Origin of the sequence: Gordonia sp. DT30 (assembly GCF_049844915.1) — a bacterium.
GTDB lineage: Bacteria > Actinomycetota > Actinomycetes > Mycobacteriales > Mycobacteriaceae > Gordonia.
In genome coordinates this window covers 89,139-115,277 of record NZ_JBNCLY010000009.1, presented here as the reverse complement: position 1 = coordinate 115,277, position 26,139 = coordinate 89,139, and the positions used below count along the sequence as shown (strand labels likewise).

The following is a 26,139-nucleotide window of genomic DNA, read 5'->3' as shown; positions in this document are numbered from 1 at the left end:
ATGGTCAGGATGTCGGTTGCACGCCCAGGAGTGCTGCGAGCTGGCGTGCCAGCGGAGCGAGGTCGAGGCGATCGGGATCCTTCTTGGGCGTCGAATCCCACGGCTGAGCGGTGTCGGGATTCGCGAGGGCGACGCGGTCGGCGCTCCGTACCCCGCTGGTGGTGCCGAAGGGCGCCGTGCACGAGGCGTCGGTGTTGAACGGGAAGTCGTCGTAGCGGATGTCGAAGCGCGGGTTGCGGCGCCTCACGTCGTCGATGATGCGTTGGGTGCTCTCGTAGCCGCGGGTGCAGGTCGGCGGATTGTTGGTCTCCAGGACGATGCCGAAATGGATCTGTCCGTCGCCCGGTGCGGTGGAGTGGCTGCCCGCCGAGAGTTGTGACAGCATCGCGAAGGTCAATGACGTGGTGTAGGTGGCCGGCGCGATGGTGCGCGTCACCGAGGCGAGGTCGTGGACGACCTTCGCGGCGTCACCGCCGTTGCGCTGCACCAGTTGTGAGATCTGACTGGCCGACGCGGTGCCGGTGGTCAGCAGCCGGCGCAGGTCGGGATCGGCGGCCGACAGCGTCGCAGTGATCAGATCGAGTCCGCGCGACCACGTGAGGATGGCATCGGATTGCTCGGCCTGCGTGGCCAGTACGGTATTCGCGTCCTGAATGAGCCCGACGGTTGCGGGCAGGTTGTCGGCGCCGGCCCTCGACAGCGTCGAGAGTGAATCGACGAGCCGGGTCAGGTTGTCGGACTGTCCGCCCAGTGCCCTGCCCAATTCGGTGATGACGGTGTGCAGGTCGTCGAGCGGTACCGAGTCGGCGAGCCGGATCGTCGAGGCCACCACTTGGTCGAGCGGTGGTGGCACCGACGAGGTGGAGATATCCGCACCGTCATGCAGGTATGTGCCATCACCGCGTGTCGGTTGCAGGTCGACGTATTGCTCGCCGATGGCCGAGCGATTGGCCACCACCGCCGTGGCCGACGCCGGGATCCGGGATGCACTCGAGTCCAGTTGCAGTTCCACGTCCACGCCATCGTGGGTCAGGCGCAGCGGGCCGACCCGGCCGACCGGCACGCCCAGATAGGTGACCTCGGCATTGGTGAAGATCCCGCCGGAGTCGGGGAGGTGCATGGTGACCGTGTAGACGCCGACACCGACGAGACGGTTCACATGGACGAGCCGAAAGCCCGCGACGACGCTGATGACCAGCCCGATGACGACGATGGCCGCGATCTGCAGGCGCGCAATCCGACTCAGCGGAGGCATAGATGAGGACCGACCCTTCCGGCCCGCATCTGCGGAGCCGACGAAACCTTACTCGTGGGTAAAGGTGCGGTACCAGGGGTTTGTGGGCAACGTCGGGAGGCGTTGCGGCTATGACGTACGGCATGGAACGGCCGTGGCTTACTCCACGACACCCGACGGCCACCCAGATCCACGGCGGTGAAGTCGCGCTTCGCCCGCTTCCGCGGTGGTAATCGGATCCATGCCGCACCGTGACCATCGCGAGATTCACGGGCTCTTGCGCTTTGCCACACTGGTGTGGTGCAGAAGTTACTGAAGAGACCACTGGGATTCCTGGGACTATTGGTGCTTGCGGTGATGGCTGCTTTCGCCGGCGGGGCCGGATACGCCGCCGCCGCACCGGCCGCGCCGACAACAGGAACGACCACGCCAACAGGAACGACCACGCCAACGGGTACCACAACGCCCTCGGCCACTCCGCGTCTGACGCTGCCCGAGGGCATCAGCATTCCGCGCAGCGGCATCCCCGCACTCGACACCATCCTGAACTCCCTGGCCGGCACCGGATCTTCCGGCAATGTTCCGGGCGCGGAGCAGACGAGTCAGATGATCGTGGTGACGGCACCGAAGGCGAGCGACCAGACGGCGTCGTTGACCGCCTTCGAACGGGAGGCGAGCGGGAGCTGGAAGCCCGTGTTCGGCCCGACCAAGGCCTTCCTGGGCGAGTTGGGAATGGGGCAGCCGCAGGACAACGTGTACCGGACACCTGAGGGCACCTTCGCGTTGGACCAGGCCTTCGGCCGACTGGCCAACCCAGGTACCAAGATGCCGTACTTCCAGGCGACCCAACAGGATTGGTGGGACTCCAACATGAAGTCGCCCACCTACAACACCCATGTCCATCAGGCCCAGACCCCCGGTGGCGACAGCGAAAACCTCTACGGCGCCGGCTCGGCCTATGACTACGCGGTGAACATCGCCTCCAACCCGCAGCGCGTCCCGGGCAAGGCGTCGGCGATCTTCCTGCACGCCAGCACCGGTGAGCCGACGCAGGGTTGCGTGTCCATCGACAAGGGCGTGCTCCGCAACGTCCTCAAGTGGCTCGATCCGGCCAAGCATCCCAAGATCACCATCGGGGTCAACCAGAGTGCACCGTCGAGCACCGCACCGCAGAGCACAACTCCGCAGAGCACGACTCCGCAGAGCACGACACCGCAGAGCACCACACCGGGCACCACCACGCCGCAGAGCTCGACGCCGACGATTCCCGGTGATCTCACCGGACTCCTGGGCGACGAATCGCTGACCCAACTGCTCAATCAGCTGGTCGGAATTCTTCCGTCGTTGCTCGGCACCGGTGGCTGACAACCCAGATCGAATCGTGAAGTGACGAGGCGCCGTCGTCGATCCCGCCGGGATCGGCGGCGTCGCCGTTTGTGGTGCCCACCGTCTGTGCGCCCGATGTCATGCGCCGGCGCAGGTCAGCGCGAATGCCACCGCCCGCCGGCCACCGAAGTCGCCGCGGGCAGCGGTCACCCTGTCGATCTGAGCCCGCGCCTGCTCGGCGACCGGTGCGTCGGGGTCGAGTACCTCCACGTAGACGTGATGTGCGGCAAGAGATCTCGTCGCGGCATCGATCTCGTCGGACACCTCGACCGCATGCGTTGCCCGCGGCCCGTTCTCGAACTGCCCCGAGGGCGCGGTGGACGGGTCGGGCGGATCAGCGTTCGTGATCCAGGTTGGCCATCTTGAGGACGTCGAGACGCTTGTCGAGTTCGGCTTCGCTGAGTTTGTCGCCGATGAGACCACGGTCGATGACCGTCTGCCGGATCGTCTTGCCCTCTTTGATGGCCTCCTTGGCGACGGCGGCGGCCTCCTCGTATCCGATCGCCGAGTTGAGTGGCGTCACGATCGACGGTGAGCTCTCGGCGAGGGTTCGCAGTTGGTCCTCATGCGCGACGAGTCCGGCGATACAGCGGTCGGCGAACAGACGGGAGACGTTGGCCAGCAACGTGAGCGACTCCAGCACGTTGCGGGCCATCATCGGGATGTACACGTTGAGTTCGAAGGCGCCGTTGCCGCCCCCCCAGGTGACCGCCGCGTCGTTGCCGATGACCTGTGCGGCCACCTGCGTAACAGCCTCGGGCAGAACGGGGTTGACCTTGCCGGGCATGATGGAGCTACCCGGCTGCAAGTCGGGGAGGCTGATCTCGCCGAGTCCGGTGAGCGGTCCCGACCCCATCCAGCGGACGTCGTTGGCGATCTTGGTGAGCGAGACCGCGACCGTCTTCAGCTGACCCGACAACTCGACGAGGCCATCGCGTGCGGCCTGCGCCTCGAAGTTGTCGGCCGCCAGCCGCAACGCGTCGACGTCGGTGAGCTTGCGCAGTTCGGCGACGACCCTGGTGCCGAAGCCGGCGGGCGCGTTGAGGCCGGTGCCGACCGCGGTACCGCCGATCGGCAACTCGCCGACACGGGGCAGCGTCGTCCGGATGCGCTCGATGCCGGCCTCGACCTGACGCGCGTATCCGCCGAACTCCTGTCCCAGCGTCACCGGCACCGCATCCATCAGGTGGGTGCGGCCACTTTTGACCACCTCACGCCACTGATTCGACTTATCCCGCAGTGCCAGTCGCAAATGGTCGAGCGCGGGGACGAGATCGCTCACCGCGGCCTCGGTGGCGGCCACATGGGTGGCGGTGGGGAAGGTGTCGTTGGACGACTGCGACATGTTGACGTGGTCGTTCGGATGTACCTCGACGCCATGGGTTTTCGCGATCGACGCGATGACCTCGTTGGTGTTCATGTTCGAGCTGGTACCCGACCCGGTCTGGAACACGTCGATGGGGAACTGGTCGTCGTGACGCCCGTCGGCGATCTCTTTCGCGGCGGCGATGATGGCGTCTGCCTTGTCGGCGTCGAGCAGTCCGAGGTCCTTGTTGACCTGTGCGCACGCGGCCTTCAGCAGTCCCATCGCACGGATCTGGGTGCGCTCGAGCGGACGGTGGCTGATCGGGAAGTTCTCCACCGCGCGTTGCGTCTGTGCTCGCCACAGCGCTTCGATGGGCACCTTGACCTCGCCCATGGTGTCGTGCTCGATGCGGAACTGCTGCTCGGTCATGTGATGCATTCCTCCGGTGTCGACGGTGGCGAACCCCAAACCACGCTACTCGGCGCCATTCCGGGATGCTTGCCGGGTCAGTGCCGTATTTCGATGTCGCCGAGTGGCACCGAAATACGGCACAGGCCGTGCGCAGCGTCGAAGTTGTGCACAAGTTCCGCTCGGCAAGGGGTTGTCGGTGTCGGCGGCGGTCACACTGTGCGACATGACGGTGGAGGACGTGCGTGATGACCGACCGGTGGCATCGCCCGACATGGCTCTCCTCGGCGAGCTTTTCGACCGGCAGGAGGGCGTCGTCGCGCGCAGGCAGGTGATCGAGTGCGGATACTCGGCTCCGTTCATCCGCCGCAAAGTTCGCCGCAACGAGTGGGCCGTCGTGTACCCGGGTGTCTATGTGGACCACACCGGTCCGCTCACCTGGCAGCAGCGAGCGTGGAGTGCCGTACTCGACGCCTTTCCTGCGGCGCTGAGTCATGTATCTGCCGTGTCCGGCGGTCATACATCGGCCGTGTCCGGCGGTCATACATCTGCCGTGTCCGGCGGTCATACATCTGCCGTGTCCGGCGGTCATACATCTGCCGTGTCCGGCGGTCATGCATCGGCCGTGGACGACGGGCAGCGCGCGCCGTCGGAGCCGATCCACATCGTGGTGGATCGCGCCCGACGGGTGACACAACGGTCCGGCGTCGTCGTGCACTACGGGTCGGGACTCGACGACAAGGTGTTGTGGCATGCGCAGCCGCCGCGCGTGCGTACCGAGGAAGCGCTACTCGACATCGTCGGTGCAACGTCGTCCGAGATGAGTGTCGTCGCGTGTCTTGCCGATGCGGTCGGAGCGCGCAAGACCACAGCGGATCGGCTCCTCGTGGCGGTGCGACGCCGGACGCGGCTGCGTCACCGCGCCTTTGTCGAGAAAGTTCTTTGTGACGTCCGCGACGGCACCTGCTCGGTGCTCGAGCGCGGCTACCTCACGAGAGTCGAACGCGCGCACGGACTTCCGTCGCCGCAACGGCAGGCTCCGACGACCGCGGGTCGGCGCGGACTGCGTGATGTCGACTACGGCGAGTGGGGAGTGGTCGTCGAGCTGGATGGGCGCGCCTGGCATGACTCTGCGCGGGACCGCGACCGCGACATGGAACCAGATCTCGACGCCGCGGTCGGCGCAGCGCGCCTGACGCTGCGCCTGGGCTGGGGGCAGGTGTACGACCGACCCTGTGTGACGGCGCGCAAGGTGGCACGCGCGCTGAGCGCGGGCGGATGGACGGGCTCGGCGAGCCGGTGCGCACGGTGCCCGTAGACGATTCAGTGCCGTAGATCGGTGTCACCTGGTGGCACCGATCTACGGCACAACGGTTTTCAGCGCTCCCGGGAGCGGACCCGCACGCCGTTCAGCGGCACCGTCACCGAACCGGAGGGGTCGGTGAAGAAGTCGTTGCCCTTGTCGTCGACGACGATGAACGCCGGGAAGTTCTCGACCTCGATCTTCCAGACGGCCTCCATACCCAGTTCGGGGTATTCGATGACCTCCTGGCTCTTGATGCAGTCGAGGGCCAGGCGTGCGGCCGGACCGCCGATCGAGCCGAGGTAGAAACCCCCGTGCGCCGCACAGGCATTGGTGACCTGCTTGGACCGGTTGCCCTTGGCGAGCATCACCATCGAACCGCCCGCGGCCTGGAACTGCTCGACGTAGGAGTCCATGCGTCCGGCGGTGGTCGGGCCGAACGATCCCGATGCCATGCCTTCTGGCGTCTTGGCCGGCCCGGCGTAATAGACGGGATGATCGCGCAGGTACTCCGGCATCGGCTCGCCGGCGTCGAGGCGTTCCTTGATCTTGGCATGTGCGATGTCGCGGGCGACGACGAGCGGCCCGGTCAGCGAAAGTCGGGTCTTCACCGGGTAATTCGACAGTTCGGCGAGGATCTCGGGCATCGGCCGGTTCAGATCGACCTCGACGACCGCGCCGCCCTCGATGTCCTCGGCTACCCCGGCATCCGGCATGTACTGGGCCGGATCGGTCTCGAGTTGTTCGAGGAAGACGCCGTCGGCGGTGATCTTGCCCAGGGCCTGACGGTCTGCCGAGCACGACACCGCGATCGCCACCGGGCATGACGCGCCGTGACGCGGCAGACGCACCACCCGGACGTCGTGACAGAAGTACTTGCCACCGAACTGTGCGCCGATACCGAAGGATTGCGTCAGCTTGAAGACCTCGTCCTCGAGCTCGACGTCACGGAAGCCGTGTGCGGCCATGGAGCCCTCGGTGGGTAACGTGTCGAGATAGTGCGCCGACGCGTATTTGGCTGTCTTCAAGGCGAATTCGGCCGAGGTGCCGCCGATGACCACCGCAAGGTGATAGGGCGGGCAGGCCGCGGTACCCAGGGACCGGATCTTCTCGTCGAGGAACTCCAAGAGCCGCTTGGGGTTCAGGATCGCCTTGGTCTCCTGGAACAGGAACGACTTGTTGGCGCTGCCGCCGCCCTTGGCCATGAACAGGAACTTGTACTCCGGCCCCTTCGGTCCCTGTTCGGTGGCGTAGATCTCCACCTGCGCAGGCAGATTGGTGCCGGTGTTCTTCTCGTCGTAGGTCGTCAGCGGGGCGAGCTGCGAGTAGCGGAGGTTGAGCTTGGTGTACGCGTCGTACACGCCCCGAGAAATCCATTGGGCGTCATCGCTTCCGGTGAGCACACCCTCGGACTTCTTGCCCATGATGATCGCGGTGCCGGTGTCCTGGCACATGGGCAGCACACCGCCGGCGGAGATGTTGACGTTCTTGAGGAGGTCGAGCGCGACGAAGCGGTCGTTGCCCGACGCCTCCGGGTCGTCGATGATCTTGCGCAGCTGTGCCAGATGCGCCGGCCGCAGGTAGTGGCTGATGTCGTGCATCGCCTCGGCGGTCAGCTTCTCCAGTGCTTCCGGCTCGACTTTCAGGAACTCCTGGCCGTTGACTTCGAACGTGGAGACCCCGTCGGTCGTGATCAACCGGTAGGGGGTCTCGTCGGCTCCGGAGGGCAGCAGGTCGGCATAGCGGAACTCCGGAGCAAGGGCTGGTTCACTCACGCGACGATGTTATCGGCGCCCGGCCCTCATTCAGCCGGTAAGGCTGCCCTAACCGACCCGTCGATGTGCCGTCGGTCTCAGATGCTCACGCCGGCATACTCGCGCAGCTTGGCGGGCCGGTGGACGGCCTCGATACGCCGGATGGTGCCCGACTTGGACCGCATGACCAGCGAGCGGGTGGTTGCACCGCCCGGACGGTAGGTCACCCCGCGCAGCATGTCGCCGTTGGTGACGCCGGTGGCGCAGAAGAAGGAGTTCTCCCCGCTGACCAGGATGTCGTTGGTCAGGATCCGGTCGAGGTCGTGTCCGGCGTCGATGGCCTTCTGACGCTCTTCGTCGTTGCGGGGCCACAGCTTGCCCTGGATCTCGCCGCCCATACATTTCATCGCGACGGCGGTGATGATGCCCTCGGGGGTGCCGCCGACACCCATCAGCATGTCGACGCTGCTGTAGTCGCCGGCCGCCGCGATCGCGCCGGCGACGTCGCCGTCGGAGATGAGGCGGATCTTCGCGCCGGCCTGGCGGATCTCGCCGATCAGGTTGGCGTGGCGGGGACGATCGAGAACGACGACCGTCAGGTCGGCGACGTCGATGCCCTTGGCCTTGGCGACCGAGTTGATGTTCCACTCGACCGACTCGTCGATGTTGATGGCGCCCTTGGCTTCCGGGCCGACAGCGATCTTGTCCATGTAGAACACCGCGGACGGGTCGTACATGGTGCCGCGCTCGCTGACGGCGATGACCGCGATCGAGTTCGGGCGGCCCTCGGCCATCAGGGTGGTTCCGTCGATCGGGTCGACCGCGACGTCGCAGTCGGGGCCGGTGCCGTCGCCGACCTCTTCGCCGTTGAACAGCATCGGCGCCTCGTCCTTCTCGCCCTCGCCGATCACGACGACGCCGCGCATCGAGACGGTCGAGAGCAACTGGCGCATGGCGTCGACGGCAGCGCCGTCACCACCGTTCTTGTCGCCGCGACCCACCCAGCGTCCGGCGGCCAGGGCGGCGGCCTCGGTGACTCGTACCAGCTCCATCGCCAAGTTGCGATCGGGGGCCTGGGGGGTGGCTTCGGTCATGTCTTCGACTCCTCGGCGTGCGGCGATGCGGTGGTCCCATCCTCGCATGTCATGTCGATGCGCTGGTCACCGCCCTGCGCCGCACCCGAGCCGCCGCGTCGTGCGCGGGCAACGACGGTGGGCGATTGCCGACCGCGGCGTGCCGACTGGAATACTGAGCGCCATGGCCCAGAAACCGCGCTACCTGATCAGCGGTAAGGACATGATCTGGTCGATCATCCCGCTGCTCGTGATCTGCGCGATCGTCGCCATCGCGTCGGGGAACTGTTCGGTGGGCCTCACCGGCACGGCCGCCGACGACCGGACCAACCCGTTCGACGTCCAGAGCGCCCTGCTCGCCGACTCGCAGACGATGCCGTTCCCGATCCGCAAACCACCCGATCCGGATGGCTGGAAGCCGAATTCGGGCAGCCGGGAGAATGTGTCGGGGCATGTGGTGAGCAACGTCGGCTGGATCACCGGCCACGGCAGCTATCTCCAGCTCACCCAGACCGATGCGTCCGAGGACGATCTGGTCGATCACCTGGCCGACGGTTCGCACGTGGCCTCCGGCAGCGGTACCCGCGAGCTCGGTGGTCATCAGTGGGTCACCTACAGCACCACCGGCGACAACAAGTTCTGGATCACCGACCTCGGGACCGCGCGGATCGCGATCCTGTCGGCCGGCCCCGATGACGACATGGCCGCGATGGCGACCTCGGTGCTCGATCAGCAGCCGCTGCCGGGCCGCGGCTGAGACCCGGCCGGGTCGGGTCGGGACGCGGTCAGTCCTCGTTGTCCGCTGTGTCGCTGTCGGTATCCGTACCGTCGTCGAGCACCGATTCGATCCGTTCGCGCGCCCCGGTCAGATGCGCTTCGCAGCGATCGGCGAGCGCTTCACCACGCTCCCACAGCGACAGTGACGCATCGAGGTCGAGCCCACCACGTTCCAGGGTCGCCACCACCTCGGCGAGTTCGTCGCGGGCCTGTTCATAACCCAGCTCGGCCACCGGGATGGGTCCGTCTCCGGAACCTTCGACGTCGGAGTTCTTCGGTGTCGGTTGCGGACTCACTGTTCCTCCTGGTTGTGGGCCGGTTCGGTCGCGGTCACCTGCGCGTGGATCGAGCCGTCGGCGACCCGGATACGCAACTGCGACGCATCCGGGAGTTCGTCGACCGAGTCGAGGACGTACGGCGGATCGGCGTCGACGCGCTGCACCACTGCGTAGCCGCGGGCGAGGGTCTGGGCCGGGCCGAGTGTGGCCAGCCGGGCCGCGAGATGTTCGGTCCGGCGGCCCTCGGTATCGACGTGGCGGATGAGGTCACGGCGCGCATCGGCCCGCAGTCGCTCGACGCGTTCGGTATGCCGGTCGAGGATCGAGAACGGGTCGGCCAGGACCGGCCGGTTGCGCAACCCGGCGAGCACCCGGTCCTCGCGGTGCACCCAGTTCCGCAGGGCGCGTGCGCTGCGGCGGCGCAGCACGGCGATCGCGGCGAGTTCGGATTCCACATCGGGTACCGCCCGCTTGGCGGCATCGGTGGGAGTGGCGGCGCGGACGTCGGCGACGAGGTCGAGCAGCGGGGTGTCGGGTTCGTGGCCGATCGCGCTGATGACCGGGGTGGTGCAGGCGACCACCGCGCGCAGGAGCGCCTCGTCGGAGAACGGCAGCAGATCCTCGACGCTGCCGCCGCCGCGGGCGATGATGATGACGTCGATCTCGGGGTGGGCGTCGAGTTCGCGCAGGTGGGCGATGATGCGGGGCACCGCAGTGGGGCCCTGCACGGGGGCGTCGCGAACGTCGAAGCGTACGGCCGTCCACCGCGCCGACGCCACCGACACGACGTCGCGTTGGGCGGCGCTCGAGCGACCGGAGATCAGGCCGATCGTGCGTGGCAGGAACGGCAGCGCTCGTTTGAGTCGAGGGTCGAACAAACCCTCGGCGGCCAGCAACTGCCGGCGCCGTTCGATGCCGAGTAGTAGCTGACCCACGCCGATGGGCCGAATGTCGGTGACGCGCAACGAGATCGAACCACGGCCGGTGTAGTAGCTGGGGCGCCCCAGCATCACCACATGTGCGCCGTCGGTGATCCGAACCTCGCTGCGCGCGAGCAGGTCCGGGCTGCACGTCACCGAGATCGAGATGTCGGCGGCGGGATCGCGCAGCGTCAAAAAAGACGTGCGCGTGCCGGGTCGCCTACTGATCTGGGTCACCTGACCCTCCACCCAGATCTGCCCGAGCCGGTGAACCCAGTCGGCGATCTTGGTGTTGACCGTGCGGACCGGCCACGGGTTGTCGGCAGAATTCGCCGACCCGCCGCCGCTCACGCGGACCGTCCGCGCCGGTGTTGCGACGCGATCACTTCGATGGCGTGCGCTTGTTCTGGGCCGAGGTGATCCGGTTGTCGATCATGGTGACGAACGGCGCCCGGTTGCGGGTGGCCTTCTCGTAGTCGAGCAGCGTGCCGAGATCTTCGGCACCGACCGAGCGCAATTTGGCCCGTAACTGGGCGAGGGTCAGGTTGTCGTACTCGGTGTACTCCACGACTTCCGGCACCGGTCCGCCGCCGGTCGGCGCGGAAGATTCGGTGGTCTCGCTCGACGAGGCGATGACCTCGTCGGGCGCCGAGGAGTAGAGGGCGAAGCGTCCTGTATCCGAGCGCGGGGAGGACGCTGCGGTGGCGTCTTCGGGGGTGCTGTCGTCGGGGCTGCTGTCGGCGGCATCGGCGGTGTCGGGATCGTCAGCTGCGGGGCCGTTGCCTGCAGGTCTGCGGCCGTCGAGGTGGTGGCTGGATTCGATCGGGACGACGGTGTCGGTGACATCGGTCTCGTCCTCGTCGAACCGGGCCCACGCCGGTTCCTCGGTGGGGCGGTCGAAGATCGACTCCAGTGCCGCATCGCCCTTGATGGCCAGTTCGGCGATGCCCTGCTGCGCACGCATCGCCAGTTGCAGTGTCTCGCTGACCGCGGTAACCGGCAGCGTTACGAGCAGGGTCGGCAGTCTGCGCGTCTCTTCGACGGCCGTGACAACGAGACCTGCGGCGATACGGGCCGGATAGGGAGCACGAACCATGTGTTCACTCTGCCATCTCGTGGCGGTCTCACCAACACGTACCCTGGGTGCCATGACTGAGTCCAAGCGGGTCCTGCTCGCCGAACCGCGGGGATACTGCGCCGGCGTCGACCGCGCGGTGGAGACCGTCGAACGCACTCTCGACAAGCATGGTGCGCCGGTGTACGTCCGCAAGGAGATCGTGCACAACCGGCACGTCGTCGAAACCCTCGCCGAGCGGGGAGCCATCTTCGTCGGGGAGACCGACGAGGTGCCCGAGGGGGCGATCGTCGTCTTCTCCGCGCACGGGGTGTCCCCGGAGGTCCACCGTTCGGCCGCGCAACGCAGTCTGCGGACCATCGATGCGACGTGTCCGCTGGTCACCAAGGTTCACCAAGAGGCCAAGCGGTTCGCGCGCGACGATTACGACATCCTGCTCATCGGCCACGAGGGGCACGAGGAGGTCGAGGGCACCGCGGGGGAGGCGCCCTCGCACATCCAGCTCGTCGACGGCCCCGATGCGGTCGACAAGGTCGCCGTGCGCGACGAGTCGAAGGTCATCTGGCTCTCCCAGACCACACTCTCGGTGGACGAGACGATGGAGACGGTCCGGCGGCTGCGTGAGCGATTCCCCGAACTGAACGACCCACCCAGCGACGACATCTGTTACGCCACCCAGAACCGGCAGGTCGCGGTGAAGGCGATGGCGCCGGACTGCGATCTGGTGATCGTCGTGGGATCGAAGAACTCGTCGAACTCGGTGCGCCTCGTCGAGGTGGCGCTGCAGAACGGCGCGTCGGCGGCCCATCTGGTCGACTACGCCCGCGAGGTCGACCCGGCCTGGCTCGAGGGCGTGCGCACGGTCGGCATCACCTCGGGTGCCTCGGTGCCGGAGGTGCTGGTGCGCGGGGTGATCGACTTCCTCGCCGAATACGGCTTCGACACCGTCGAGAAGGTCAGCACCGCCGAGGAGACACTGACCTTCGCCCTGCCCCGCGAATTGCGGCCGGCGCGAACGGCGAAGTAGCCGTTCAGTATTCGTCCGGGTCGAGCTTTCGCACCCGGCGATACGGCAGTGAGGCCGCGAGCATCGCGGCCACCAACGCAACACTGATACCCGCACCGGCGAGCGCGACGTTCCGGCCGGTGTGATCGGCCGGCGGCGGCTCGACCGGCGCCGCGATCATCCTGGGCGCGGCCGGATCGGCGGTTGCGCCGTCGGGAAGTTCGGCGGTCAGCGCGGCCACGGCATCGATGACGCCGTGACCGATCACCTGATCGTGTCCGGTACCCGGCGCATGTGCCGTCCGGATGATCCGTTCCATCACCTGTCTCGCCGACAGCTGGGGGTACCGGGCCCGGACCAGGGCGACGGTCCCCGCGACGAACGGCGTCGAAAAGCTGGTCCCCAGCAACGGAAGTGGACCGGAACCGCCTTGTTGTGCGTGGACGAGACCGCCTCCGTGAGGCGTGCTGTCGAGGCTGACGATCCCGGTACCGGGCGCGGCCACATCCAGCCACGGACCGTGCAGACTGAATGCGCTCGGCGCGCCGGTGCCGGCGTCGACCGATCCGACGGCGAGAACGTAGGGCGAGAACCAGGCAGGACTCGCTACGGTGCCCACCGACCCCCAGCCGTCGGCGTCACCGGGCATCGGCGGCGGATTCTGCTCGCCACAGGCGGAGCCCTGCGACAGATTGCCGGCCGCTACCACCACGACCACGTTGCGTTCATAGGCGTGGCGGACCGCCGCACCCAGGCTCCGATCGGCCGGCCGGGCGCTCGCCGGTGCACACGCCACCTCGGAGATGTTGATGACGGTCGCCCCGAGGTCGACGGCGCGGACCACCGCGCTGGCCAGCGTGCCGACCGAGCCGTACCCGCCACCGACGGCCGGATCGGTGTCTTGCCGACGACGGTCCTTTGCCTCGAATGCATTGCTGGACTGGCGAATCGAGATGATCGACGCGTCCGGCGCGACGCCGGTGAATCCGTCGTCGGGTGACGGGGTGGCGGCGATGATCCCCGCGACCAAGGTGCCGTGCGCGTCGCAGTCGGACAGTCCGTCACCGGCCGCGACATAGTCACCACCACCGCGCAGCCGCGGCAGACGGGGATGGGGGGTGACGCCGGTGTCGATGACCGCGACCCGTTGCCCGGCGCCCCGGGAAAATCGCCACGCCTGTTCGAGATTCATCATCTGCTGCGCCGGTGACGGCCGCGTCGCCGCGGAAGTGGTGACCGGCCGCGCACACAGGGTGCGTTGTTCGGTGGGTTCGGGCGGGGCGACGGGGACCGCGCCGATCAGCGCGCCGGGATCCACTCGCGGCGGATCGATGGCGAGTGCCGGCCCGGCGCCGAGTGCAGCGCACAGCCCGATCGACGTGAGGACGGCCGCCAGCACGAACGGCAGGCGGCGGCCACGGCCGGAAGGGTCACGCGAGCAACGCATCTAGATGTCCCGAACCGTCTGATACAGATCGAGAATCCAGACGAGCAGGGGCACGATCACCACGATCAGGGCGTATTCGCCGAGCTCGGCGAGCCGGCGTAGCACTGGCGAGAACTCGTGACCGGGTGCAAGGACACCCAGAACGAGAGCGAGAACGAGAAGCGTTGTGGCGACCGCGAATCCGATGAGGGGCCACCAGCCTCCGGCGACGGCGAGAGAGCCGAGGACGACTGCGAGCGTCAGACATCCGCCGATCACCAGGATGCAGGCCTGCGCGAGATCGCTGTGCGAGCGGCCCCGCAGGCACAGCACGACCGCGATGATCGCGGCAAATACGCAGGATTTGCCGTCGACCCCGTTCCACGGCATACACGAGATCACCGCCGCGGGAGCGGTGATCGCGCTCGCGCCGGCGATGATCCCGGTCAGATATGCATTCGCGAGGTACGAACGACGTTCGAGCGCGTCGGCTTTGGGGAGGGCCATGGCGCCGATCGCGCCGATACCCTCGATCGTGGACACGGGTTCGGCGTCGTCGAGATCGAACGGGGCGCCGGCGGTGGGCACGGGCGGTAGCGGAAGTTTCGAGAGCACGATGGTCAAGCGCGGAGCCTGGGCGATGACGAGCAGCCCCACAGCCGCGCTCACCGCCGCCACACTGCGTGGCGAGGTGTCGACGAACAGGCCGGCCAGCGTGGCCGCGCCACCGAGCACAGCCCCGGTCAGCAGCGCGCTGTGCAGCACCGGCCCGGCCGCACCGAGCCGGTAGCAGACCACGGCGGTCAGCGTCACGATCGCGAAACCGAGGGCCATGTGCGCGGCGCCGAAAGGGCCTGGCACTGCCAGCATTCCGGCCACGAAGGCCGGCGGTGCGGCGGCGGCGGCCAACACCGTCGCGGTGGTCGGGTCCCGGTACTGACGGGCCACGATCGCCGACGCGGTGATCAGTGCGAGGACGCTCAGGGCGGCGGGGATGGCCGGCCAGAGGGTGTTGCCCTCCAGCCGGGTGCCGGTCAGGGCGACTGCGCCGACGATCGACGCCAGGATCGCTGCCCCGAAACCCAGGATCCGGGCCGCCTGCGGCGACCAGTTCGCGAAATGCGACTCGTTGAGTCGGGCGACGGCGTCGACGACATCGTCGAACAGCACCGGCGAATCACCGGTCCGCGTCGACGTCACCATCAACAGATCACCGTCGCGCACACCGGAATCGGCCAGCGAATGGTTGACCGACAGGGGTGGCTGCCCGATGCGGGAAAGGGTCCAGTGGGCGCGTCCGCCATCGGAATGACCGCCCGCCACCTCCGGATCGGTGTCATCAGAATCCTGGCGTCGCGGATTGCGGGATTCGATCTGCGCGACGAGGTCACCGATCAGGGCCGCGACAGGTATCGCGGCCGGGAGTGCCACATCGAGTTGGGTGTTGCCGCCGAGTACCGAGACGCGGACCAGCGCCGGTTGGATCGACACGGTGCCCGACCCCGCCGATCCTGGCGCGGTGTCGTCCGCGCGGATCGGTGGCCGGGTATCCACAGATGACATTTCGCCCTACCTCCCCCTTGATTCGCAGTTACCATAACCGCACGCTCGGCCCGGAGTGCGCTGTCCATCGAGACCGGTGGATAACCCGGCGGCCGGCGTGGGGGATCGAGGAGGGGGAGACGGTGACGACGACCGATGGTTTCGTGCGGCGGCCACGGATCACACCACCGCGCACGCCCGGTGGCGAACTGAACATTCAGTCGCCACCGGATGTGCCGCGAGTGGTGCCGGGCGGCTTGCTGCTCAAGTTGTTGCCCGTGGTCATGGTCGTCGCGGTCGTCGGCATGCTCGCGATGATGTTCGCGACCGGTGGACGCAACATCCTCACCAATCCGCTGTTCATGATGTTCCCGCTCATGATGCTGATGTCGATGTTCGGAATGTTTGCCGCCGGCGGCCGGGGTGGTGGGAAGAAGGCAGGCGAACTCAATGAGGAACGCAAGGACTACTTTCGCTATCTGGCCGGCCTGCGCGCCCAGGTCGGCGACACGGGTCAGGCGCAGCGCGCGGCGCTGACCTGGAGCCACCCCGATCCGCGGACCATTCCCGACGTCGTGGGCACGCGCCGGATGTGGGAGCGGCGGCCGGCCGACCACGACTTCGCACACGTACGGGTCGGGGTGGGCACCCAACGCCTGGCCACGCGTCTGGTCCCGCCGGAGACCGGTCCGCTCGAAGATCTCGAACCCGTGTCGATGGTCGCGTTGCGCCGGTTCATCCGGACCCACTCGGTGATCCACCGACTGCCGACCGCGATCTCGCTGCGTGGATTTCCGGCGATCAATATCGAAGGTGTTCGCCAGGAGACGCGAGAACTCGTGCGCGCCATGCTCGTCGAGTTGTGCGTATTTCATGGCCCGGATCATCTGCGGGTGGCGGTGGTCACCGCCGATCCGGCCGGCGAGGCGTGGGACTGGGCGAAATGGTTACCGCACGTGGGCCATCCGGCGCTGGCCGACGCGCTCGGCCCGATGCGGATGGTCTTCCCGACACTGGTGGACCTGGAGACCGCGCTGAGTGCCGAGCTGGCCGATCGTGGACGTTTCTCCCGCTCGGCACCGCCGACGCCGGGCCGTGCACATCTGGTCGTCATCGTCGACGACGGTCGGGTGATCGGCACCGAGCGACTCGTCAACGACGCCGGGATGGAAGGCGTCACCGTCGTGGATCTGACCGCACCCGCGGATGGGCCGGCTGCCCGGCGTGGGTTGCAATTGGTTGTGGCGAGCGGATCGGTGTCTGCCCGAAGTGCTTACGGCATCGAGGAATTCGCGACGATGGATTCGTTGGGCGTCGCCGAGTGCGAGGCGGCGGCCCGTCGGCTGGCGCGATATCGGCCGGCCACCGCGGCAAGTCTGGCGAACCTGGATTCGGGGGCCACCGCAGTGGACCCGGGCCTGCCTGCCCTTCTCGGAATCCCCGACATGTCCCGTTTCGACCCAGAACTGCAGTGGCGTGGGCGTACGGCGCGCGACCGGCTGCGGGTGCCCATCGGCTACACGCCCTCGGGTGGGACCGTCGAACTCGATATCAAAGAGAGCGCGCACGGGGGAACCGGACCGCACGGATTGTGTATCGGTGCGACGGGGTCGGGGAAGTCGGAATTCTTGCGAACCCTGGTGGTGGCGATGCTGGCCACCCATTCACCGGCGGAGCTCAATTTCGTTCTCGTCGATTTCAAGGGCGGCGCCACCTTTCTCGGTCTCGAGCGCAGCCCGCACGTCGCGGCGTTGATCACCAACCTCGAGCAGGAATTGGCGATGGTCGACCGGATGAAGGATGCATTGTCCGGTGAGCTGAATCGGCGGCAGGAGGTGCTGCGCGCGGCAGGCAACTTCGCCAACGTCACCGAGTACGAACAGGCGCGCGCGGCCGGCGCGCCACTGGAACCGATGCCTGCGCTGTTCATCGTGGTCGACGAATTCTCCGAGTTGCTCGCCCAGAAACCCGATTTTGCCGAACTGTTCGTCGCGATCGGGCGGCTCGGACGGTCATTGCACATTCATCTGCTACTCGCCTCGCAGCGGCTCGAAGAGGGCAAGCTGCGTGGTCTGGACAGCCATCTGTCGTATCGGATCGGACTGAAGACGTTCTCGGCCAACGAATCCCGATCGGTCCTCGGCGTCCCAGACGCCTATCATCTGCCCAGTGCGCCCGGCTCGGCGTACCTCAAATGCGATGCGGGAGAGCCGGTTCGATTCAACACCTGCTATGTATCCGGACCGTATCGGCCGCCCGCCACGGCGAGTTCCGATCCGATCGGTGCGGGAGGTGTTCGGCGGCACCGGCTCATGATGTTCACCGCATTGCCCGTGCCGCTGGACACCGCGGACGTGCCGGGGCCGACGGCGAGCGCCGCCTCGGGTGCCGGCGATGCGGCAATGGTGGGAGCGTTGGGCTCGGACGGGGGATCGGTCCTCGACCAGGCGGCTGCCTTACTCGCCGCGGTTCCACCGGTGACCCGCACGGCCACAACCGAACCCACGCCCAACGATGCGCCGCCCGTCCGGCCCGCGGGCTCCTCGGGAACGAGCACGGTCCCGTCGCTGCTGGCGACGCTCGTCGGCCGTATCGCCGGCGCCGGACCCGCGGCGCACGAGGTGTGGCTTCCGCCACTCGAGGTGTCGCCGACCGTCGACGAGCTGGTCGGCGACCGCGACTTCGCGTCTGCGGTCGCGCCCGGCAACCTGCGGGTACCGATCGGCATCGTCGACCGTCCCTTCGACCAGCGACGAGAACTCCACCTGCTCGATCTGTCCGGTGCCGCGGGCAATGTGGCCATCGTGGGTGGTCCGCAGACCGGCAAGTCGACGGCGGTGCGCACGCTGATCCTCGCCGCGGCCGCCACCCACACCCCGGAACAGGTGCAGTTCTATTGCCTCGACTTCGGTGGCGGTTCACTCGCAGGGGTGGCGGGGCTGCCGCACGTGGGGTCGGTGGCCAACCGCGGTGACATGGACGCTGTGCGGCGCACCGTGGCGGAGGTGGCCGCGGTGGTGCGGGCGCGGGAATTGCGGTTCGCGCGGCTCGGTATCGAGTCGATGCCCGACTATCGGGCCCGTCGACGCGCCTGGGCGCAGACGGGCCGGTTCGCATCCGACGACGAACTCGCCGACGATCCACACGGTGATGTCTTTCTGGTCCTCGACGGCGTCGGTGTGCTGCGTGGCGAACTCGAATTCCTCGAAGAGCAGATCGGCGTCATCGTCTCCCAAGGGCTTTCCTACGGCGTTCACCTGGTCGTGACGGCCACACGCTGGGCCGAGGTGCGGCCGGCGATGCGTGACCTGATCGGCAGTCGCGTCGAATTGCGCCTCGGCGATGCCATGGACTCCGAACTCGGGCGCAAGGCGGCATCGTCGGTGCCGCATAATCGGCCCGGCCGTGGGCTCAGTCCGGACGGCATGCATCTGCTGGTGGCGTTGCCGCGGCTCGACGGCGACCCCGCACCCGCGTCGCTCCCGGCCGGCGGACAGCTCGCCGTCGACGCGATCGGCGCTGCGTACGGTGATCGGCGGGCGCTCGCGGTCCGAAAGCTCGGCACCGAGATCTCCGCCGCCCAGGTCGCCGAGCTCGTCGCCGATGCCGATGTCACGCTCGCACCCAATCAGGTGGCCATCGGGGTCGGCGAACTCGAACTCGCCCCGGTGATACTGGATTTCACCACTGCGCCACACTTCATGGCCTTCGCCGACGTCGAGCACGGCAAGACCACGCTGCTGCGCACGATCGTCTCCGGCCTGGTCGCCGGATCCACGCCCGAACAGGTGAAGATCGTGCTCATCGACTACCGCCGCACGATGCTGGGGCTGGTCGAGGGAGATCATCTCGCCGGCTATGCGAGTTCGGGCCAGAACGCGACGACCATGATGGCGCAACTCGCCGCGTATTTCACCAAGCGATTGCCGCCCGACGATCTGACGGTGGACGCGCTCAGGGCACGCAGCTGGTGGTCCGGTCCGGACGTGTATGTGATAGTCGACGACTATGACATGGTGGCGACGTCGTCGGGTAATCCGTTGCTGCCCTTGGTGGATCTCGCCTCCCATGCCCGCGACATCGGCATGCACATCGTGCTGGCGCGCCGCTCGGGCGGGCTCGGACGGGCGTTGTTCGACCCGGTCATCGGCCGCCTCAAGGACCTCTCGTCGGACATGCTGCTGATGAGCGGCGACCGTGACGAGGGCTACATCACCGGCCGGACCCGACTACAACGACTGGTACCCGGTCGCGGTGAACTCCTATCCCGTACTCGCACAACTGAAATGATCCAGGTCGCGCGGCCCGGCGCCGACACGCGGGCGGGCGGCCCATGACGTTCACCAGATCCGCCGGTGGGCCGGCAGTCGATGCCGGGGTGCCCGCGAGGCCGGTCGTCATCGATATCGCGTACGGACACACCATGATCGGCGGTGTCCCGGGCCCCGACCTCACCGCCCTGCTGAACGCCATCGACGCCGAGGTCATCGTCGCCGACGGGGTGTCGGCGACCGCCGAGGCGCGGTGGCATGACGTCTTCGCCCGGATCTGCGGCGGCGGTGGCGCTCCGGTGCTCATCGGATATCCGAGCACCTGGGGGCCGGTGCGCAGCGGCGTGCTCGCGCGGGCGGCGGGGTCGCTGCATCCGGCGAGCACGTTCACGCCCCGGGCCATCCTGATCGCCCGCAGCCATGCCGATGTCACCGTGACCCGCTGCGCGGTCGTCGAGACCACCCATGTGCCGGCCCACCGCTCCGACCCGACCGATCCGGGCCCGCCGCGCTGGGATGTGCAGCGGCTGCGTCGGGGCGGCGGTGGCTGGGTGATCGAGGCGTCCGGGGTGCTCGTGCCCAGCGGCGACGGGGCCGCGGACGCGGCGGCGGTCGAAGCACTGATCGACGACGGCATCGAGGCGGTCTATGTCGACGGGGCCGACGGCGGCGACGTCGGCGCTGCCATCAGCCTGATCCTCGAATACGCGGTCGCCGGCCGGATCGTGGCGGTCGATCGCCGGCGGATCGCGCGGTGGGGTGCCAAGGCCGCGCACCCGGTGCCGCTGGACTTCGGTGACCTCGATGCGGAGTTCTTGTCGCCGCCGGAGTCGTCGCGTCGGGGGCGCGGCGCCCGGCGGATGCTCGGGGCGGCGGCGGCAGTGATGACGGTCCTCGTCGTGGTGCTGGCCGTGTGTGCATGGCTCTCGCAGCGCGGCGAGCAGGCACCGGCCACCGACCGACAGGTGACACAGGGCCGCACCACAGTGCTCATCCCGAGTGGGTGGCAGCGCACCGAGCAAGGCCCCGTGAGCGGTGCGCCGGGGCCGGCGGCGCAGTCGCGCGCGGTGTTCGTCGCCCCCGACGACGGCAGCCGCATCCTGCTCATCCAGAGCCCCGTCCGATCCGGGTCGACGCCGTCGTCGGTCGCGGTGAGCCTGCGTAACCGGATCGCGCAACGTGGTGATGATGTGGTCAGCGAATTCTCTGCCTCGACGCTCTTCGCCGGCCGCGACGTCATCAGCTACCGCGAGGCACCCGCCTCGGGTGCCCCGATCCGCTGGTACGTCCTCGTCGAACACGATCTGCAGGTCAGCCTGGGGTGTCAGGCCGGCACCGGCGGCGATTCGGTCGACACTCCGTGTGCCACCGCGGTGGCCTCGGTTCGCATCGCGCCACGCTGACCGATCGTGGCTGACGAGACGCGTTTTGACCCTGACCTGGGCGCTCGCGTAGCCTGGATCGCTGGTGCATGGCACCTGTTCGTGGTCGTGCTCGCAGAGCGCGGCTGGGCGGGTAGTCGAGGTCCGGGTCCCCACTGGTCGCCGGGAACAACCTCTGCCGTCGTACCCGACCAGCTTCCATGACAAGAGTTGAAGGACCAACTGTGCCTACCTACACCCCGAAGGCCGGTGACATCACCCACGCGTGGCATGTCATCGACGCCACCGACGTGGTGCTCGGCCGGCTGGCCGTGCAGAGCGCGAACCTGCTCCGCGGCAAGCACAAGCCGACCTACGCCCCGCACGTCGACGGTGGCGATTTCGTCATCATCATCAACGCCGAGAAGGTCGTGCTGACCAGCAACAAGGCCGAGCGCAAGCTGAATTACCGGCACTCCGGGCATCCGGGTGGCCTGAAGGTCCAGACGACCGCCGAGTTGCTCGAGAGCCATCCCGAGCGCGTCCTCGAGAAGGCCATCAAGGGCATGCTGCCGCACACCAAGCTCGGAAACGCCATGGCGTCCAAGCTGAAGGTCTATGCCGGCCCGAATCACCCCCACGCGGCCCAGCGCCCCGTCCCCTTCGAGATCAAGCAGGTGGCCCAGTGAGCAACGAGAACATTTCCGACGAGGCCGTCGAGGCCGCCGTGGAGGACGCTGCGCAGGCTCAGGCCGCTGCCGGTGACGACGTCGCGGCCGCCGAGACCGCGGTCGACGAGGCCGTCGAGGCCGTCGGTTCGGCCGAGCAGGCCGCCGACGATTACGACGTCGATGCTGTCGCAGTCGCCGAGCCGTCCCACGATCGCGAACCGGTCGTACTCGACCGCCCGATCCAGACCGTCGGCCGCCGCAAGGAGGCCATCGTCCGTGTGCGCCTGCTCCCGGGCTCCGGTCAGTTCCTGCTCAACGGCCGCACCATCGAGGAGTACTTCCCCAACAAGGTGCACCAGCAACTCATCAAGGCCCCGCTGGTCACCGTCGAGCGCACCGAGTCGTTCGACGTCAACGCCAAGCTCGTCGGTGGCGGCCCCTCGGGACAGGCCGGCGCGCTGCGTCTGGCCATCGCCCGAGCCCTCATCGAGGTCACGCCCGAGGATCGTCCGGCCCTCAAGAAGGCCGGCTTCCTCACCCGCGACCCGCGCGCGGTCGAGCGCAAGAAGTACGGCCTGAAGAAGGCCCGCAAGGCGTCGCAGTACTCCAAGCGCTGACTTGGCACGCCTTTTCGGAACCGACGGCGTCCGAGGCCTGGCCAACGCCGAGCTCACCACCGAGCTCGCGTTGCGCCTGGCCTCGGCCGCCGCGTTCGTTCTCGGAACCGGACCACGCCCGCGTGCGGTCGTCGGCCGGGATCCCCGCGCCTCCGGCGAGATGCTCGAGGCGGCGGTCTGTGCCGGTCTGGCCGCATCCGGTGTCGACGCGATTCGGGTCGGCGTCCTGCCCACCCCGGCCATTGCCTTCCTCACCGCCGATTACGGCGCCGCCTTCGGTGTGATGATCTCGGCATCGCACAACGCCATGCCCGACAACGGCATCAAGTTCTTCGGCGCCGGCGGCCACAAACTCGACGACGAGATCGAGGATCGCATCGCCGCGGCCATGGAGACGGACCTGCCGCGTCCGACCGGTGCAGGTGTCGGCAGGCTCTCCGACGCCCCCGATGCGCCCGAGCGCTACGCCGCACATCTGGCCGCCGCGATCGCCGTGCGCCTCGAGTCCCTGACGGTCGTCGTGGACTGCGCCAACGGCGCCGCTTCCGAAATCGGACCGCAGGTATATGCCGCGGCCGGGGCGACGGTCATCCCGATCCACGCCGAACCCGACGGCATCAACATCAACGACGGCTGCGGCTCCACCCACATGGGCAAGTTGCAGGCCGCCGTGCTCGAACACGGGGCCGACCTCGGGTTGGCCCACGACGGTGACGCCGACCGTTGTCTCGCAGTCGATTCCACGGGCCAGCTGGTCGACGGCGATCACATCATGGCGATCCTGGCCACCGCGCTGCATCGGCACGGACAGCTACACGAGGGCGTGCTGGTCGCCACGGTGATGAGCAATCTTGGCCTGCACATTGCCATGCGCGAGTCGGGAATCTCGTTGCGCACCACCGCGGTCGGCGACCGATATGTGCTCGAAGAGCTGCGTCGGGGAGGCTATTCGCTCGGCGGTGAGCAGTCCGGTCACATCGTGGTCCCGACGTCGGGAACCACCGGCGACGGTATCCTCACCGGCCTGCTGCTGATGGCCGAGATGGTGGAGAGTTCCGCCCGTCTCGCCGAGCTGGCCACGATCATGACGGTGCTGCCGCAGGAACTGATCAACGTGCGAGTCGCCGACAAACATGTGGTGGCGCAGGCCGATTCGGTGACCGCGGCGGTCTCCGCGGCCGCCGCCGAGCTCGGTGACGTCGGCCGAATTCTGTTACGCCCCTCTGGTACCGAGCAACTCGTGCGCGTGATGGTCGAGGCGCCGTCCGCGGACCTGGCACACGCCATCGCCACCCGCGTCGCCGACGTGGTCTCGGCTGTCGGCTCATGACGGAGCGGCCGATGCCGACGAGCGACGTCGGCGGCCGAACCCCGCGCGCCGTGTTGTTCGATTTCTCGGGCACCCTGTTCCGCTTCGAGGCACGAGACGAGTGGTTCACCGATCTGCATGACACGCAGGGCCGGCCGCTCGACGTCGACAAGCAGGCCGAGCTGGTGCGTCGGATGACCCAGCCGGTGGGATTGCCTGCCGACATCGGTGACGATGACCGAAAAGCTTGGGAGCGACGCGATCTCGACCCCGGGCAACATCGGCGCGCCTACATCTCGGTACTGCGCGCCTCGGGACTGGATGTGCCCGGGCAGGCCGAATCGCTGTACGAACATGTCCTCGATCCCCATTCCTGGGTGCCCTTCCCGGACACCGCATCGGTGCTCAGGACGCTCGCGGCGACGCAGATACGTGTGGGCATCGTCAGCAACATCGCGTTCGATCTGCGAAAAGTGCTGTCCCTGAACGGTCTTGGCGGCACCGTGGAGGCGTATGCGCTGTCCTATGAGGTCGGTGTGGTCAAACCCGACCCCCGGATCTTCCGTGCCGCCACCGATGCGCTCGGGATCGACGGATCCGACGCCCTCATGGTCGGTGACAGCGAGGAAGCCGATGGCGGTGCCCGGCTGATCGGCGCTGCCTTCGAACTCGTGGACGACCTGCCGACGGGGCAGCGGCCGACCGCGCTGCGCGCTGCGGTGCGCGCCCACGGCGTCGACATCTGAGGTCCGGCGACATTCGGACAGTCGCCCGCTCGACTTTGCTGCGCGCCGGCGCCGGATACGCAAGAATCGGGCAAGGGAACCATAGCGGGCATCTGCGCGTCCAATGAACGGGTCGACAGCGGGGCCCGGCCAGGGGAGGGGGATGTGAGTGGAGTACTCACGGGTGTCGGTCGAGACCGACGAGGTGGCGGCCGTCGCCGCTTTCTACCGGAAGACCGCCACGGTCCTCGCGGTGGCGGCGGGCGACCTGGACGACCATCGCTTCGGAACCTGGGCCGATGCCGAGGACGACCACGGCGATCTGAGTAGACGGTTCGTCGCGATCGGCCGCGCACTGGCGCAGGGCCTGCGCGCGCAGGCCGACTCGGCTGCGGCCCTGTCCGAAGCCCTCACACGTGGCCTCGACCAGATCCGCGCGGCCGACGACGAGTCCGCACGCACTGTCCGCCTGGCCGGTGGCGACGATGGTGCAGTCCGTGCCTGAGCCGTCGGAAACCCTTGTCGTGCTGCGGGATCGGGCGGTCGCCGGTGTCGAGGATCTGATCTCGGTGCTCTCGGTCGGCCGCGTGGTCGGGGTGGCCGTACCCGCCGATGACGAGGTCCGCTCGGTGCTTGCGCGGATCGGACGGTTCGACGTATCGGGTCTGTCGGCCGACGCGCGACGGTTGGCCACGGCACATCGCGTGGTCGCCGACCAGATGCATCGCCTGCCCGAACAGCAGGTGCGCCTCGATCGCGGCTGGCAGTCCGGGGCAGGTGCGCTTGCGGTGAGCCTGGTGATCGATCATCAGCGCCGCGCCGAAGGCGACCTGTCGGTGCTGCGATCGGTCGCCGATGCGACGAACGCCGCAGCCGGCGGGATCGACCAGATCCTGCGGACCTGGTATCTCACCCTGGCCCGGCTGTCGACGCCGCTGGTGGCCGGGATCGCGCTGCCGGAAATCCCGGCAGCGGTACTGTCCGGACACACCCCGCCCGCGCTCATCGCGGCCGACATCACCTCGCGAATCGGGTTGCTGACGACCACCGCGCACGAGACCCAGCGCGGCATCGAGGCAATCCTCGGAGTCCTCAACCGCTCGGCCGACGACGAGAATCTCTGGTCGCGTTCCCGGCAGTCCGACCCGGCCGGCGGGCGTGCACGGCCCGACGGACGCGAGACACCGCTCGAGGAGAAGCCGACAGCAGGCGCTGTCGGCGCCGAACCTGACGCTGCCGAGGTGAAACCGGGTGCTGTGGAGGTGAGACCGGGCGCTGTGGAGGCCGAACCGGGCGCCGTCGGCGACGTACCGTTCACCCTCGCCACGGAGGAGGCCGGCGTGACCGCGCCCGCTCCGCAATCACCGCAGGCACCATCGCAGGCGCCCAGATCGCAGGCCCCCACCTCCGACCTCGCACTGGCGGGTGAACAGTGAACGCGGCCGAGCAGATCGAACACCTCGCGCGCGGCACCGTGGGCCGTCTCACGATGGCCTCACGTGCATACAGCGCGCTCCAGCAGGGACTGATGGCCGACCTCGACGATCATCACCGCACGCACCGCACCGAGGTACAGCAACTGCGTACCGATCTCGAGACCGCCGCCGACGCGTGCGACAACGCGACCCCGCGAATCCTGTTGCCCGCCGACGTGGCCGAGGCCAGTCCGCACGTCACGACCTCGAACGAATAGGCTG

General features: G+C 68.1%; 23 protein-coding genes. 13 read left to right on the top strand and 10 right to left on the bottom strand.

What is annotated here, in order from left to right; all coding sequences use genetic code 11:
- Positions 1–4: 4 nt before the first annotated feature.
- Positions 5–1,255, bottom strand: coding sequence for an MCE family protein (locus ACLQ3C_RS11050; RefSeq protein WP_425705101.1), 1,251 nt, complete (start codon positions 1,253–1,255; stop codon positions 5–7).
- A 303-nt stretch (positions 1,256–1,558) separates the two neighbouring features.
- Between ACLQ3C_RS11050 and ACLQ3C_RS11045 the strand changes: the two genes are divergently transcribed.
- Complete coding sequence (locus tag ACLQ3C_RS11045) at positions 1,559–2,599, top strand: L,D-transpeptidase family protein (protein ID WP_425705162.1); 1,041 nt, start codon at positions 1,559–1,561, stop codon at positions 2,597–2,599.
- Positions 2,600–2,698: 99 nt separating this feature from the next.
- On the opposite strand, the gene ACLQ3C_RS11040 is transcribed toward ACLQ3C_RS11045, so the two are convergent.
- Both ACLQ3C_RS11040 and ACLQ3C_RS11035 read right to left on the bottom strand, forming a co-directional pair.
- Positions 2,699–2,884, bottom strand: a complete 186-nt coding sequence (locus ACLQ3C_RS11040) for a hypothetical protein (protein ID WP_425705100.1) — start codon at positions 2,882–2,884, stop codon at positions 2,699–2,701.
- Positions 2,885–2,954: 70 nt separating this feature from the next.
- Entirely contained in the window at positions 2,955–4,355 is a 1,401-nt protein-coding gene (locus ACLQ3C_RS11035) for a class II fumarate hydratase (RefSeq protein ID WP_425705099.1), read from the bottom strand.
- Between the two features lie 205 nt (positions 4,356–4,560).
- Here ACLQ3C_RS11035 and ACLQ3C_RS11030 point away from each other — a divergent pair, with 205 nt between their 5' ends.
- Positions 4,561–5,652 (top strand): hypothetical protein, encoded by a 1,092-nt coding sequence (locus tag ACLQ3C_RS11030; protein ID WP_425705098.1) that lies wholly within the window; start codon positions 4,561–4,563, stop codon positions 5,650–5,652.
- Between the two features lie 59 nt (positions 5,653–5,711).
- Here ACLQ3C_RS11030 and ACLQ3C_RS11025 read toward each other — a convergent pair whose 3' ends face one another.
- Both ACLQ3C_RS11025 and glpX read right to left on the bottom strand, forming a co-directional pair.
- On the bottom strand, positions 5,712–7,412 hold the full coding sequence (locus tag ACLQ3C_RS11025) for a fumarate hydratase (protein ID WP_425705097.1): 1,701 nt from the start codon (positions 7,410–7,412) through the stop codon (positions 5,712–5,714).
- A gap of 77 nt (positions 7,413–7,489) precedes the next feature.
- On the bottom strand, positions 7,490–8,485 hold the full coding sequence (glpX, locus tag ACLQ3C_RS11020; protein WP_425705096.1) for a class II fructose-bisphosphatase: 996 nt from the start codon (positions 8,483–8,485) through the stop codon (positions 7,490–7,492).
- Between the two features lie 163 nt (positions 8,486–8,648).
- On the opposite strand from glpX, the gene ACLQ3C_RS11015 reads away from it, so the two are divergent.
- Positions 8,649–9,221: a DUF4245 domain-containing protein gene (locus tag ACLQ3C_RS11015; RefSeq protein WP_425705095.1), complete on the top strand. Its 573-nt coding sequence runs from the start codon at positions 8,649–8,651 to the stop codon at positions 9,219–9,221.
- Positions 9,222–9,249: 28 nt separating this feature from the next.
- Here the strand turns inward: ACLQ3C_RS11015 and ACLQ3C_RS11010 are convergent, their stop codons facing one another.
- From ACLQ3C_RS11010 to ACLQ3C_RS11000, 3 genes are read right to left on the bottom strand one after another with little or no spacing between them, the layout of a single operon-like run.
- Positions 9,250–9,537 (bottom strand): exodeoxyribonuclease VII small subunit, encoded by a 288-nt coding sequence (locus ACLQ3C_RS11010; protein ID WP_425705094.1) that lies wholly within the window; start codon positions 9,535–9,537, stop codon positions 9,250–9,252.
- Complete coding sequence (gene xseA / locus ACLQ3C_RS11005; protein ID WP_425705093.1) at positions 9,534–10,790, bottom strand: exodeoxyribonuclease VII large subunit; 1,257 nt, start codon at positions 10,788–10,790, stop codon at positions 9,534–9,536. The genes ACLQ3C_RS11010 and xseA overlap by 4 nt, the downstream gene beginning before the upstream one ends.
- A gap of 31 nt (positions 10,791–10,821) precedes the next feature.
- Positions 10,822–11,535: a lipid droplet-associated protein gene (locus tag ACLQ3C_RS11000; RefSeq protein ID WP_425705092.1), complete on the bottom strand. Its 714-nt coding sequence runs from the start codon at positions 11,533–11,535 to the stop codon at positions 10,822–10,824.
- A 52-nt stretch (positions 11,536–11,587) separates the two neighbouring features.
- Between ACLQ3C_RS11000 and ACLQ3C_RS10995 the strand changes: the two genes are divergently transcribed.
- A complete protein-coding gene (locus ACLQ3C_RS10995; RefSeq protein WP_425705091.1) occupies positions 11,588–12,541 on the top strand; it encodes a 4-hydroxy-3-methylbut-2-enyl diphosphate reductase in 954 nt (317 codons plus the stop codon).
- 4 nt (positions 12,542–12,545) lie between these two features.
- Here ACLQ3C_RS10995 and mycP read toward each other — a convergent pair whose 3' ends face one another.
- Together mycP and eccD are read right to left on the bottom strand one after the other, a co-directional pair.
- Positions 12,546–13,967, bottom strand: a complete 1,422-nt coding sequence (gene mycP / locus ACLQ3C_RS10990) for a type VII secretion-associated serine protease mycosin (RefSeq protein WP_425705090.1) — start codon at positions 13,965–13,967, stop codon at positions 12,546–12,548.
- Entirely contained in the window at positions 13,968–15,509 is a 1,542-nt protein-coding gene (gene eccD / locus ACLQ3C_RS10985) for a type VII secretion integral membrane protein EccD (RefSeq protein WP_425705089.1), read from the bottom strand.
- Positions 15,510–15,631: 122 nt separating this feature from the next.
- Here eccD and eccCa point away from each other — a divergent pair, with 122 nt between their 5' ends.
- The 9 genes from eccCa (at position 15,632) to ACLQ3C_RS10940 (ending at position 26,135) form a co-directional block, all read left to right on the top strand.
- Positions 15,632–19,825 (top strand): type VII secretion protein EccCa, encoded by a 4,194-nt coding sequence (gene eccCa / locus ACLQ3C_RS10980; protein ID WP_425705088.1) that lies wholly within the window; start codon positions 15,632–15,634, stop codon positions 19,823–19,825.
- Positions 19,822–21,162, top strand: coding sequence for a type VII secretion-associated protein (locus ACLQ3C_RS10975; RefSeq protein WP_425705087.1), 1,341 nt, complete (start codon positions 19,822–19,824; stop codon positions 21,160–21,162). The genes eccCa and ACLQ3C_RS10975 overlap by 4 nt, the downstream gene beginning before the upstream one ends.
- A gap of 203 nt (positions 21,163–21,365) precedes the next feature.
- The gene (gene rplM / locus ACLQ3C_RS10970) at positions 21,366–21,809 is read left to right on the top strand and encodes a 50S ribosomal protein L13 (RefSeq protein ID WP_425705086.1); all 444 of its coding nucleotides are present in this window, start codon (positions 21,366–21,368) and stop codon (positions 21,807–21,809) included.
- Positions 21,806–22,408 carry a 30S ribosomal protein S9 gene (gene rpsI / locus ACLQ3C_RS10965; protein WP_425705085.1) on the top strand — a complete coding sequence of 201 codons (603 nt, stop codon included), beginning with the start codon at positions 21,806–21,808 and terminating at the stop codon, positions 22,406–22,408. The genes rplM and rpsI overlap by 4 nt, the downstream gene beginning before the upstream one ends.
- Before the next feature lies 1 nt (position 22,409).
- Complete coding sequence (gene glmM / locus ACLQ3C_RS10960; protein WP_425705084.1) at positions 22,410–23,738, top strand: phosphoglucosamine mutase; 1,329 nt, start codon at positions 22,410–22,412, stop codon at positions 23,736–23,738.
- Positions 23,739–23,749: 11 nt separating this feature from the next.
- The gene (locus ACLQ3C_RS10955) at positions 23,750–24,463 is read left to right on the top strand and encodes an HAD family hydrolase (protein WP_425705083.1); all 714 of its coding nucleotides are present in this window, start codon (positions 23,750–23,752) and stop codon (positions 24,461–24,463) included.
- Between the two features lie 163 nt (positions 24,464–24,626).
- On the top strand, positions 24,627–24,947 hold the full coding sequence (locus tag ACLQ3C_RS10950) for a hypothetical protein (RefSeq protein ID WP_425705082.1): 321 nt from the start codon (positions 24,627–24,629) through the stop codon (positions 24,945–24,947).
- Positions 24,940–25,878: a hypothetical protein gene (locus ACLQ3C_RS10945; RefSeq protein ID WP_425705081.1), complete on the top strand. Its 939-nt coding sequence runs from the start codon at positions 24,940–24,942 to the stop codon at positions 25,876–25,878. Before ACLQ3C_RS10950 ends, ACLQ3C_RS10945 begins: the two co-directional genes overlap by 8 nt.
- Entirely contained in the window at positions 25,875–26,135 is a 261-nt protein-coding gene (locus ACLQ3C_RS10940; protein WP_425705080.1) for a hypothetical protein, read from the top strand. Before ACLQ3C_RS10945 ends, ACLQ3C_RS10940 begins: the two co-directional genes overlap by 4 nt.
- The last annotated feature ends 4 nt before the right edge of the window (positions 26,136–26,139 follow it).

Excerpts from the sequence above, each read along its gene's own strand:
- ACLQ3C_RS11050 (WP_425705101.1), bottom strand. The coding sequence starts at position 1,255 with ATGCCTCCGCTGAGTCGGATTGCGCGCCTGCAGATCGCGGCCATCGTC.
- ACLQ3C_RS11035 (WP_425705099.1), bottom strand. The coding sequence starts at position 4,355 with ATGACCGAGCAGCAGTTCCGCATCGAGCACGACACCATGGGCGAGGTC.
- ACLQ3C_RS11030 (WP_425705098.1), top strand. The coding sequence starts at position 4,561 with ATGACGGTGGAGGACGTGCGTGATGACCGACCGGTGGCATCGCCCGAC.
- glpX (WP_425705096.1), bottom strand. The coding sequence starts at position 8,485 with ATGACCGAAGCCACCCCCCAGGCCCCCGATCGCAACTTGGCGATGGAG.
- ACLQ3C_RS11015 (WP_425705095.1), top strand. The coding sequence starts at position 8,649 with ATGGCCCAGAAACCGCGCTACCTGATCAGCGGTAAGGACATGATCTGG.
- ACLQ3C_RS11000 (WP_425705092.1), bottom strand. The coding sequence starts at position 11,535 with ATGGTTCGTGCTCCCTATCCGGCCCGTATCGCCGCAGGTCTCGTTGTC.
- ACLQ3C_RS10995 (WP_425705091.1), top strand. The coding sequence starts at position 11,588 with ATGACTGAGTCCAAGCGGGTCCTGCTCGCCGAACCGCGGGGATACTGC.
- mycP (WP_425705090.1), bottom strand. The coding sequence starts at position 13,967 with ATGCGTTGCTCGCGTGACCCTTCCGGCCGTGGCCGCCGCCTGCCGTTC.
- eccD (WP_425705089.1), bottom strand. The coding sequence starts at position 15,509 with ATGTCATCTGTGGATACCCGGCCACCGATCCGCGCGGACGACACCGCG.
- ACLQ3C_RS10975 (WP_425705087.1), top strand. The coding sequence starts at position 19,822 with ATGACGTTCACCAGATCCGCCGGTGGGCCGGCAGTCGATGCCGGGGTG.
- ACLQ3C_RS10955 (WP_425705083.1), top strand. The coding sequence starts at position 23,750 with ATGCCGACGAGCGACGTCGGCGGCCGAACCCCGCGCGCCGTGTTGTTC.